The sequence below is a fragment of the Pantoea sp. X-Soil-ISGK-275 genome (assembly GCF_059730795.1).
On record NZ_AP035976.1, the window covers coordinates 635738 to 647592 of the forward strand.

Annotated in this window: 8 protein-coding genes; 4 read left to right on the forward strand and 4 right to left on the reverse strand. The window is 60.5% G+C overall.

Features of this window, described 5'->3' with window-relative positions; translation table 11 throughout:
• Positions 1-9: 9 nt before the first annotated feature.
• Complete coding sequence (locus AC6I8A_RS02865; protein WP_436332611.1) at positions 10-1191, reverse strand: isochorismate synthase; 1182 nt, start codon at positions 1189-1191, stop codon at positions 10-12.
• Positions 1192-1367: 176 nt separating this feature from the next.
• On the opposite strand from AC6I8A_RS02865, the gene fepB reads away from it, so the two are divergent.
• Positions 1368-2333: a Fe2+-enterobactin ABC transporter substrate-binding protein gene (fepB, locus tag AC6I8A_RS02870; protein WP_479486549.1), complete on the forward strand. Its 966-nt coding sequence runs from the start codon at positions 1368-1370 to the stop codon at positions 2331-2333.
• Here the strand turns inward: fepB and entS are convergent.
• On the reverse strand, positions 2328-3578 hold the full coding sequence (gene entS, locus AC6I8A_RS02875; RefSeq protein ID WP_497818012.1) for an enterobactin transporter EntS: 1251 nt from the start codon (positions 3576-3578) through the stop codon (positions 2328-2330). The genes fepB and entS overlap by 6 nt on opposite strands.
• 141 nt (positions 3579-3719) lie before the next feature.
• Between entS and fepD the strand changes: the two genes are divergently transcribed.
• Genes fepD through AC6I8A_RS02890 form a run of 3 tightly spaced genes read left to right on the forward strand, consistent with a single transcriptional unit; the run spans position 3720 to position 6486 of the window.
• Entirely contained in the window at positions 3720-4709 is a 990-nt protein-coding gene (gene fepD, locus AC6I8A_RS02880) for a Fe(3+)-siderophore ABC transporter permease (RefSeq protein WP_497818013.1), read from the forward strand.
• On the forward strand, positions 4706-5689 hold the full coding sequence (fepG, locus tag AC6I8A_RS02885; protein ID WP_293796265.1) for an iron-enterobactin ABC transporter permease: 984 nt from the start codon (positions 4706-4708) through the stop codon (positions 5687-5689). The genes fepD and fepG overlap by 4 nt, the downstream gene beginning before the upstream one ends.
• Entirely contained in the window at positions 5686-6486 is an 801-nt protein-coding gene (locus AC6I8A_RS02890; protein WP_293796263.1) for an ATP-binding cassette domain-containing protein, read from the forward strand. The genes fepG and AC6I8A_RS02890 overlap by 4 nt, the downstream gene beginning before the upstream one ends.
• A 108-nt stretch (positions 6487-6594) precedes the next feature.
• Here the strand turns inward: AC6I8A_RS02890 and AC6I8A_RS02895 are convergent, their stop codons facing one another.
• Entirely contained in the window at positions 6595-10503 is a 3909-nt protein-coding gene (locus AC6I8A_RS02895) for an enterobactin synthase subunit F (RefSeq protein WP_497818014.1), read from the reverse strand.
• Positions 10488-11717: an enterochelin esterase gene (fes, locus tag AC6I8A_RS02900; protein WP_497818015.1), complete on the reverse strand. Its 1230-nt coding sequence runs from the start codon at positions 11715-11717 to the stop codon at positions 10488-10490. The genes AC6I8A_RS02895 and fes overlap by 16 nt, the downstream gene beginning before the upstream one ends.
• Positions 11718-11855 lie beyond the last annotated feature (138 nt).

The following is an 11855-nucleotide window of genomic DNA, read 5'->3' on the forward strand; positions in this document are numbered from 1 at the left end:
CTCTTTCCTTTATTGCAGTCCAAAGGCGCGCAACATGGTGTCCAGCTTCACGCCGGTTTCACGCCACTCTGATTCGGGTTGGGAGTCGGCGACAATGCCCGCGCCAGCAAACAGGCGCACGCGCGTACCCTGCACGGTGCCGCAGCGGATGGTGACCACCCATTCGCCATTGCCTTGGCTATCGCACCAGCCGACGATGCCGCCAAACAGCTGGCGATCAAAAGGTTCCAGCTGCTGAATCAGCTGCTGCGCGCGCTGATGTGGGAAGCCGCTCAACGCTGGCGTGGGATGCAACAGGCAAGCCAGCGACAGCGCATTTTCGCGCTCATCCTGCACTTCACCGTCGATCTGCGTGGCGAGATGCCACAGCGTGGCGGTGGTGATCAGCGATGGAATGGTTGGCACCGACAGCAAACGGCTGCGCGGCTGCAGGGTGTCGCGCATCGCATCGGTCACCAGTTTGTGTTCATGACGATCTTTGCCGGAGTCCATCAGCGTATCGCCCGCAGCACGATCCTGTTGAGCATCCTCATGATTACGCCGCGCCGAGCCCGCCAGCGGACAAGAGCTAAAATCGCGCCCCTGTTTGCGCAGCATCAGCTCCGGACTGGCGCCAATCAGCGCACCGCCTTGCGGCAGCGGCAGATGGAAATGGTAGCTGTTGGGGTTCTGCGCAATCACGCGCTGCATCAGTGCGGCGGTATCAACCGGCTGTTCGGTGACGATATCCATCAGACGCGACAGCACCACTTTATCCAGATCGCCGCGCTGCGTGGCCGCCACCGCATCGGCCACCATGGTGGTAAATACGTCGTGGTCCGGTATCGCTGCGCGACGACGCACCTGCGGCAGATCGCTGACGTTTTGCGGCAGCGCGCTTTGCAGGTCGGCGCGGTTAAACGTCTGATAGGTTTCAGGAATAAACAGCGCAGCCGGTTGGCTGACGTCAAACGGGATCGCGCCGACCAGAATCGGATTGTCGATGCCCTGTTTTTTTGCCGCCGCAAAATGCTGACGCAGCTGTTGTTGGAAATCACCGTCCAGCGACGCGGCGTCTGCTACCGGCGCGGTAATGGTGGTATAGCATCCTTGCGTTGCCAAACTACGCCACGGCGAGGTAAAGAGGAAACCACGGCTTAGCGCGGAATAATCCTTCAGCCAGGCATTTTCAAACGTGGAAGATTCCACCATAATTTTCACCTATAAATGATAAGATTATTAAGAATGATTATCATTTTTATTATGGGCCTGTAACCTACGTCGATTGGGCAAAGGTGTCAATCCATTCGCGGGATTTCAGCTGCGTTTAAACGTAATCAGGCGCTGACGCTAAGCAGGGCAATATGCTAAAAAGTGGACCAAAACTTATGAATAAATGCGGTTTTTGGGGCATTGCAGCCCTTATATGTGTTTTCCAGATTTTCACCAGCATCGCCCACGCTGAACAAGGTTGGCCGCGCACCGTGCAGGGCGCCAACGGGTCAATCACTCTTGATCACGCGCCGCAGCGCATTGTCTCGACCAGCGTCACGCTGACCGGCTCGCTGCTGGCCATTGATGCACCGGTCATCGCGTCCGGCGCAACCGCACCAAACAGTCGTCTTGCCGACGATCAGGGTTTCTTCCGTCAGTGGAGCGATGTTGCCAAAAAGCAGCATCTGCAACGTCTGTACATCGGTGAACCCAATGCCGAAGCGGTTGCTGCGCAAGCGCCGGATCTGATCATCGTCAGCGCTACCGGCAACGATTCTGCTATTAAACTCGCCGAACAGTTCTCGGCTATTGCACCGACGCTGGTGGTCAATTACGACGACAAAAGCTGGCAGGATGTTGTGACGCTGTTAGGCCAGGCTTCAGGTCACGAAGCGCAGGCGGCGCAGCGCATTAAAGCTTTCGACGATCGCGAAGCGGCACTGAAAAAAGCCATCACGCTGCCACCGCAACCGGTTTCCGCCATGGTGTGGAACGGCGGCGGACGCGCGGTCAATCTGTGGACCGCAGCCTCGGCGCAGGGCAAGCTGCTGGAACAACTTGGCTTCACCCTGGCAACGCCACCGGCGACGGTTGAGCAGGGACACAGCATGGGGCAGCGCAAAGATATCATTCAGCTGTCGGGCGAAAGCGTTGCCAGCGGCTTGAACGGTAAAACCTTCCTGCTGTTTGCCGCTGACGATAAAACCACGCAATCGGTGCTGAGCAATCCATTCCTCGCGCAAAACGCTGCCGTGCAGAACAAACAGGTGTACGAGCTGGGCGTCGATTCGTTCCGTCTCGATTACTACAGCGCCAGTAATCTGCTGGCGCGTCTGGAAAAGCTGTTCGTTAAATCATGATGCCTGTTCCGCCAGCTCCGGTGCTGGCGGGTGGTAACGACGTAAACGGCCCATCACCAACCACATCGCTATGCCCAGTAGCGCCGCCGCAAAGCCAAACACGGCGGCGGCCTGCGGTGGCAGCAGCCATGAACCCATTGCGCCAATCACCGCCGCACCAATCGCATCGCCGGTCACGTTCTGCGCGGTCCACAAGCCGTTGATACGGCCTAACAGATGATCCGGCGTTAATGCCTGAATCATCGCGTACTGCACCAGACTGTTGATGGCGCTGAAGTAGCCGAAGGCGACTAAACAGGCGAGTGCCAGCGGCAGATTCGGCATCAGGCTAAACAAACCCAGCGCGATAAACGCCGCAATCGCGCTGCCGAGCACCAGCTGTCCGGGACGCGCGGCGTGTTTCAGTCTACCGCTGGTGAATGCGCCGATAGCCGCACCAAGCGGCACGGCAGCGTACATCAGGCCAAGCTGGTCCGCGCTTACTGACCAATGCGGCGCGAGGGATGGATAGAGCACGCGCACCGCGCTGGCCAGCGTCACTAATGCGCCAATCAGCGCCACCATGCCGACAATCGGGCTGGCGAAAAGAAACTGCACGCCAGCGGCGAGGGATTTCAGCGGATGTTCACGCGGCTGCGGCGGAGGCGGCAACGTCGGCAATTTCAGCAGCGTTAACACGGTAAGCAAAGTGCCGAAGGCGGCGAAGGCGTAGTTCCAGGTTATGCCGCCATGCGCAATCACCAGACCGGCAATCGCTGGCGATAAAATCGAGCCGAAGCGCACCGTCAACATGGTGATCGCGCCCGCCTGCATAATGTTTTCCCTGCCGACCAGCGCGGGCGTCGCCGCCAGCAGCGCGGTCACGCCAATCGCGCCGAAAAAGCCATCCCAGAAACCGAGCAGATAAACCGCGATCAAAGAGGGTTCTGGCAGCGCGGCGTTGGTGGCCAGCGCGATAAAACCTAAGCCGCAGGTGGATCGGGCAAACAGAATCAGCTTTTTGCGTTCATGGCGATCCGCCAATACGCCGCCGGTGAGCAGGCCGATAAACATGCCCGCAGCGGCCAGCGTCACCGCCAATCCCACCAGCAGCGGTGAATTTGTCAGGTGCTGAATCTGCACCGGCACCGCCACGGCGAGCATGCCGAGTGCGACAATCGAGATAAAACGCGCGATAAACACCGCGCGAAAAGCCGGATGGGTTTTCAGCAGCGAGAGATCGATAAAGTGGGAAGATTTGTTCATGTGTTCGCCTTATTGCACCAATTTTCCTCATCGTCCGCGAGGCGAGTCATGGTAACATAGCTAAACGCGAGTAATAACGATAACCATTATCAAGTTACATCGCGCATGCGACGACGTTGAACAGTGAAGGTTTAGAACGCTATGCGCCAGATTCGTGCATTAGCAGGCTCAGGGATTCTGCTCTTGCTCCTCATCGCGCTCAGCTTAATGCTGGGGGAAAAATCGATACCGCTTCCCGATGTTTATCATTCGCTTACCACCTCCTGTAACAGCGCGGAGTGCGTCATTGTGCGTGACGCGCGCCTGCCGCGTACGCTGGCCGGTTTGCTGGCGGGCGTGGCGCTGGGTCTCGCCGGCGCGTTAATGCAGAGCCTGACGCGCAATCCGCTGGCCGATCCCGGCATCCTTGGCGTTAACGCCGGAGCCGGTTTCGCGGTGGTGATTGGCATTGCGCTGTTCGGTGCGGACTCGCCGGTGGATTGGCTCGGCTTCGCCTTTGGCGGCGCGCTGCTGGCTTCAGTGCTGGTAGCGATGACCGGCGCGATTGGCGGCGGGCGCGTCAATCCGGTGCGTCTGACGCTGGCGGGCGTGGCGCTGGGCGCGGTGCTGGATGGATTAACTTCTGGCCTGTCGCTGCTTAATCCTGACATCTACGATCATCTGCGCTTCTGGCACAGCGGCTCGCTGGATATTCGCAACTTCTCCACGCTACGCACGCTGTTCCCGGCGGTGCTGATCGGCAGCGTGGTGGCCATTGCGCTGTCGCAGGCGCTGAACAGTTTGAGTATGGGCGGCGACATGGCGACCGCGCTCGGTACGCGGGTGGCGCGCACCCAACTGCTTGGCCTGCTGGCGATTGCGCTGCTGTGCGGCGCAGCCACGGCGGCGGTAGGCCCAATTGCGTTTGTTTGTTTGATGACACCGCACTTTGCTCGCTGGCTGGTGGGCAACGATCACCGCTGGATGCTGCCCGCTACCGCGCTGATCACGCCGATTCTGCTGCTTGCCGCAGATATCCTTGGCCGCCTGCTGGTGGCGGGCGAGCTGCGGGTTTCCATCGTTACGGCGATGCTCGGTGCGCCGATGCTGATTGTGCTGGTGCGCCGTAAATTGGGCCGGGGTGCACTATGACGCGTCGTCTCTGGCTTCATACGCTTTGGCTGCTGTGCGCCTGCGGTCTGCTGGCCTGGCTGGCGATGACGCGCGGCGCATTGCAGATTAGCGGGGAACAAATCGGACAAATTCTGCTCGGGCAGGGCGCCAGCAACGTCAAGCTGATCGTGCTGGAGTGGCGTTTGCCGCGCGTGCTGATGGCGCTGTTGATTGGTGCGGCGTTAGGCATCAGCGGCGCGATTTTCCAGTCTCTGCTGCGTAATCCGCTCGGCAGCCCGGATATTCTCGGTTTCAACACCGGCGCTTACAGCGGCGTGCTGGTGGCGCTGGTATTGTTCAATCAAAGCGTCACGGCGATGACCGGCGCAGCGTTGATTGGCGGTATCGCCACGGCGGCGCTGGTCTATCTGTTTGCCTGGCGCAACGGCGTGGAGACCTTCCGCCTGATTATCGTCGGCATCAGCGTGCGAGCGCTGCTGATGGCGTTGAATTCATGGCTGATTATCAGCGCTTCGCTGGAGTCGGCGCTGAGTGCGGGCTTGTGGAGCGCCGGATCGCTTAACGGCATCACCTGGGCGAAAACGCCGCCGGTGATTGCGGTGCTGCTGCTGGCGTTACTGCTGATGGCGCTGCTGGCGCGGCGTATGCGGTTGCTGGAGATGGGCGATGATACCGCCTGCGCGCTCGGCGTACCGGTGGAGCGCAGCCGCCTGTGGCTGATGCTGATTGGCGTGGTGCTGACGGCGGCGTCCACTGCGCTGGTCGGGCCGATTTCGTTTGTCGCGCTACTGGCGCCGCAGATTGCCCGTCGTCTCGGCGGCGGCGTCAAAGGTGCGTTGCCGCTGGCGGCGCTGTGCGGCGCGCTGCTGCTGATAGCCGCAGACTTCGCCGCCCAGCATCTGTTCCTGCCTTATCAATTACCGGTTGGCGTGATTACCGTCATTCTCGGTGGACTTTATCTGATTGCTTTACTGGTGCGGGAGGCGCGACGCCAATGACCGAGATCCCTTCACGTCTGCGCGGCGATGACCTGACGCTGGGCTACGACAAAAAGGTGGTGGCAGAGAATCTGTCGGTGGCGATTCCGCAAGGTGAGCTGACGGTGATTATCGGCCCCAACGCCTGCGGCAAATCGACGCTGCTGCGTACGCTGAGTCGCCTGCATACGCCGCTGAAAGGTGAGGTGTTGCTGGATGGCGCGGCCATTGCCAGCTATCCCACCAAAGAGGTGGCGCGGCGTCTGGGCCTGCTGCCGCAAAGTTCCAACGCGCCGGCGGGCATTAGCGTCACCGAGCTGGTGGCGCGCGGACGCTATCCGCATCAGGCGCTGTTTGGGCGCTGGCGTGCGGAAGATGAAGCAGCGGTGCAGAACGCGATGCGCGCCACCGGCGTGGCTGATTTGGCGCAGCAGTCGGTGGATACGTTATCGGGCGGTCAGCGCCAGCGCGTGTGGATTGCCATGGTTTTGGCGCAGGAAACGCCGCTGCTGCTGCTGGATGAACCGACCACCTGGCTGGATATCACCCATCAAATTGAGCTGCTGGAATTGATGCAGGATCTTAATCAACAGCATGGTCGTACGCTGGTGGTGGTGCTGCACGATCTTAATCATGCCTGCCGCTATGCCACGCATTTGATCGCCATGCGTTATGGCAAGATCGTTGCCGAAGGGAAGCCGTCGGAGATCGTGACGCCCGCGTTGATCGAGCAGGTGTATGGCTTACGCTGCGTGATTGTGGAAGACCCGGTGGCGCATACGCCGATGATTGTGCCGCTGGGGCGCGGGAGTAGTTAAAGACAGTGCGCGCTGGCCCTCATCCCAACCTTCTCCCGCAAGCGGGAGAAGGAGCAGATTAGTTCCCTCTCCCGCTTGCGGGAGAGGGCTAGGGTGAGGGAAAGAGCGCTATTGCAACAACCGCTGCAACAACGGCCCAATCTGCTCAAACATCTGCGGTGAAATGATCTCCACGTGGGCGCAATCCATCGGCCACACTTCCAGTTCACCGACATACGGCGCCCAGGCGCGGCGCGCATCTTGTCCTGGCTGCTGCGTCTGTTCGGCGAGGAACAGCGTGGCGCGCCCGTTGAAACGCGCGCTGCGTGCCGTTGCCAGCAGGCGCACCGAACTGGCGTAGTTGGCTTCGATGGTATCGAACATTGCACGCATCTCTTCACCGGCCTGATGGCGCTGCGCGGCGATAAACTGCTCGCGCTCGCGATTGACCTCTTCAAGTACCGCCGGATCCAGCACGTTCTCGCCGCGTTTCTCATCCCAGTTTTGCGTTTCCGGCGGCCAGGTATCCAGCAGGCCGAGGAACGCCACTTCTTCACCTGCCGCTTCCAGCCGTGCCGCGATGCCTTGTGCCAACGTTCCGCCCAGCGAATAGCCGAGGAAATAGTAAGGTCCGTGCGGCTGCAGCTCGCGCAGGGTTTGCAGATGGGCATCGCACACTTCATCCAGATGCGCGCTTTGGTTCAGCGGACTGTTGATATCCGGCGACTGAATGCCGACCAGCGACCAACGCTTTTCGAGATACCGTTGCAGGATGCTGAACTGCCAGGCAAAACCCGACGCGGGATGGAAGCAGAACAGCGTCGGTCCGTTGCTCTGACGCAGCGGCAGCACCGCTTCAAAACCGGCTTGCTGGTGTGATTGCGTATCACTGAGCAGCGTTGCCAGTTTCTCCACCGTCGAGGCCACCATGATTTGCCCCACCGAAACCGGCTGTTGCAGTTCACGGCGCAGCTGCGCCGCTAAGCGCATCGCCAGCAGCGAATGGCCGCCGAGGGCGAAAAAGTCATCCTGCGCGCTGATTTGCTCGCGTGCCAGCAACTGACAGAAAGCATTGGCTAAGGTGGTTTCCAGCCCGGCGTGCGGGGCGCGACCTGCGCTGACGCCAGCGGATTGCGGCAACGGCAGCGCTTTGCGATCGAGTTTGCCGTTGTTGCTGAGCGGGAAGGCATCGAGCTGCACAATCGCCACCGGCATCATATGCGCAGGCAGGCGTTGCGCCAGCGCCTGACGCAGCGCGTCGCTATCAACCGGCTGCTCTGCAATCACGTAAGCGACCAGCTGACGCGCATCACCTTGCGCCGCCGAACCGCCGAGTACCACCGCGTGCGTGACCGCCTGTTCAATGCCGGGCTGCGCGCTGAGCACATGATCGATTTCATTCAGTTCGATGCGCTGACCGCGAATCTTCAGCTGATCGTCGCTGCGGCCAAGATATTCCACCGCGCCGTTATCCAGCCAGCGCGCCACGTCGCCGGTGAGATACATGCGCTCGCCAGGCATGAAAGGATCGGCGATAAAGCGGCTGGCGGTGAGATCGGGACGGCCAAGATAGCCCTGCGCCAGCTGCACGCCGGTTAGATAAAGATCGCCCGCCACGCCTGGCGGCACCGGCTGCATGCGGGCATCGAGGATGCGCAGGCCGGTATTCCACACCGGGAATCCAATCGGCACGCTGGCGCCTTCGACGGCGGCCAGGGTATCACCAAACGCCGGATACCAGCTGACATCCACCGCCGCTTCGGTTGGGCCATACAGATTGTGCAGCGGCACCCGCGTCAGTTTTTCCCACTCGCGTGATAAATCCGTCGGCAGCGCTTCACCGCTGCAGAACACGTTGCGCAGACTGGCGCAGCAGGCAATCGCCGGTTGATCATCCAGCGCCGCGACAAAGGCCGCCAGCATCGAGGGGACGAAGTGCGTGGTGGTGACTTGGTAGCGGGCGAACAGCTGCTGCAACGCTTCCGGGTCGCGATGGGCTTCTGGCGGTGCCATCACCAACTGCGCACCGACCAGCAGCGGCCAGAAGAATTCCCACACTGAGACGTCGAAGCTGCTCGGGGTTTTCTGTAGCACCACATCATCGGCTTGCAGCGGATAGCGATCCTGCATCCACAACAGGCGATTGACGATGGCTTCATGTCCCACCAGCACGCCTTTAGGGCGACCGGTCGAACCTGAAGTGTAAATGATGTAGGCGCCATCCTGCGGCGTCGGTGCGCTGGCCGGCTGCGGCGCATGCGGGTTGTTATACAGCACATCAAAATGCAGCTGATTGACCGATGCGATAGCGCTGAAGCGCGCGCGAAGCGCCGCGCAGGTGATCAGCGTTTTCGGCGCGGCGTCTTCCAGCATCAGCTGCAAACGGTCATCCGGATAACCGGTATCAAGCGGCAAATAGGCGGCCCCAAGCGAAACAATCGCCTGCAGCGCCAGCGAGAGTTGCACCGAACGCGGCAGCGCCACGGCGACAATATCGCCACGCTGCACGCCGGCGGCGCTGAGATCGGCGGCCAGCGCAAACACCTGCTGCTGCATTTCGCGATAGCTAAGCTGATGTTGCGCATCGGCTAGCGCCGGGGCATCGGGCGTGCGTGCTGCCTGCTGCGCTAACAGGGATGCCAGGGTTTCTGCTGGCAGCGGATAGGCGGTTTGGTTGATCGCGGCAATCTGCGCATGCTCTTCGGCGGTCAGCAGATCGAGCTCGCCGCACGGCCGTTGCGGTTGTTGCGCCAGCTGATTGAGCAGCAGAGCAAAACGGCTGGCGTGACGCTGCAAAGTTTGTTCGCTGTAGCGTTCGGCATTCGCCAATAGCTCCAGCGTCAGTTCACCGTGCTCGCTGATATAAATGGCGATCTCCAGATCGCGCACCGGCCCGGACGCCAGTTGATGTGTTATGCCTTCCACGCCAGCGAAATCGAGTTGGTAATCAAACATCTTCAGATTGATCACCGGTCCGTACAGTGGATCGCCATCGCCGAGGCGGCCGAGATCGCGCTGCACCTGCTCAGCGTCATAGCGCTGATGACGACGCATCTTTTTCACTTCACCCGCCAGCTGGGCGGCGAGCGCGCCGATCGGCTGCGCGGGATCGTAATGGATTGCCATCGGCAATACGTTGATCACCGGACCGGTGGCGCACAAGGCGGCCGAGCCGATGCGGCGCATAAAGATGAAGCCAGCGGCAAAGTCGTTTTGCCCGCTGAGACGCGCCAGCCACAGCGCCACCAGCGCAAAGGCGAGATCGGCCGCGCTGGCGTGCGGTTGCTGCTGCACCAGCGTCTGGAAAGTGCTGCGATCCAGCGTAACGCTATGGCGCAGCAGATCGGTGCTGGCATGTTGTCCGGCGAGCGGCAGCGGCGAGAGCGAAGCCGGTGAAGGCAGCGCCGCGCCTTTTTCGCGCCAGAACTGGCTGTCACGTACAAAGGAGGAGGATTCGCGATAGCGCTGATACTCGTCCACCACTTCGCTAAACGGAATAAACGGCGTCGGTTCAGCATCTTGCTGGCGTACGGCTGCGGTATAGAGATTGGCGATGCGGCGCGTTAGCGCGGTAAAGCTGAAGCCATCCACTACCAAATGGTGATAGCGCTGATACCAGAACCAATGCTGATCGTCGAGACGGAACAGGCGGTGATGCCACAGTTTTGCGCCGCTTAATACGCGCAGATCGCCATTCATGTCGTCACGCATCAGCGCACGCGCTGTGGCGGGCGCATCGGCCTCAGCACGCAAATCGACAATCTGCGGCAGGCTAAAGGAGTGTGGCTGCGGCCACTGCAACGCTTCGCCTTCCACTTCGCCAAATGCCATGTTCAGCGTGTCGGCTTCCTGCATGCCCGCGACGATCGACTGGGCCAACAGGGCGCTATCAATCTCACCGCGCAGTTCGACAAAGTGCGCCACCGCGTATGCGTTGTGGTGCGGTGACAGCTGATCGGCAATCCAGATGCCGGGCTGTGCCGCGACTAACGGCAAGGTTTTTTGGTCGGTTTGCGTATTCATCAGGGATTCGGACATGGATGCTCCGGTTTGCTCCACAGCGCTTGCAAGCCATTCAGCAGGCCGCCGCGCCAACAGAGCGCGTCATGGCCGCCTTCCACCGGCTGGTAATTTACCTGATAGCCGGCAGCACTAAGCTGCTGTTTAAGTTGTTGATTAGCTTGCAGAATCAAGCCTTCGCGTTTGCCGGCTTCGAGCCAGAAACGCAGCGGTTGGCGCGGCGCGAGACCGCTATCCAGCGCCTGCAGCAACCAGCCGTGTGGATTGCCGCGTTCCGGCCACCAGAAGGATCCGGACAAGCTGAGCGCGTTGCCGAAAGTTTCTGGCCAGTGCAGCGCGGCAAACACCGACGCCAGGCCGCCAAAGCTTTGTCCGGCGACGATGGTGCTGTCCGCCTGCTGGCGATAAGGCGTTGATTGTGCGATTTGCGGTAACAGTTCTTGCTGAATGGCTTGCCAAAACTGCGCGTTGCACGGCAGCTCGCGGCTGCGGTGTTCGCTGTCGATGATGTCGATAAACAGATATACCGCTGGCGGCAAAGAACCGGCATCGGTGAGCTGCTGCAGCGGTCCGGCAATCGGCATGCTGTGCGCCCAAAATTGCCCGTCGAGCATGATGGCCAGCGGACGCTGCGCGGGGTTGGCCTCGCCGGTGGTGTGAATCCACACCTTGCGGCTGTTGCCCAAGAGCGCGCTATCCCATTGCTGTTGTTGCAGTTCAATGGCTGGCGCTGTGCCGTGATCCACCGCTTGCCACAGCTGTTGATTGGGTGCTTGCGGCAGATGCAGCGGCGATACGCCCATGCCGCGACCACCGGACCAGCCACGTAAGCGATTCAACGGATCGGCCTGCGCCGTCGGGAATTTGTCGCGCCACCAGTTGCGCAATGTAGACATCTCGGCAACGCCGGTGAAGTCGGTGGCCTGATCATCGGGCATCAAACAGTAACTGCCGCGCCAGTTGGCGGGCAACGAAGTCTGCCAATACCAGACGTTGGTGCCCGCCACGCGCATTAACGACTGCGGCGGGCGGCGCTGGTGGTGATCGGTCACGCCGGTAATGTTGATCCACACGCGCTGGGTCGACGATTGCGTTTCATCGCCTTGCGGGTCACGCCAGAAGAAGGTGACCTGACATTGGCCATCGTCTGCTAACTCAATGCGGGGAATGCCTTGGGATTGTTGCGCCTGCCACCAGGCTTCACTGCCGGTTACATCATTTCGCCAGGTCATAGGGCTGCCAGTCGGTGTTTACGCGGAGATTTACATAAGCTTGATGAATAATACTATTGATAATAATTTGCATTTGCAATAGGGTGACTGCGCTCAAAAATGAGCACGCCTGTTCCGCCTGATGCTTACCGTTCGGTA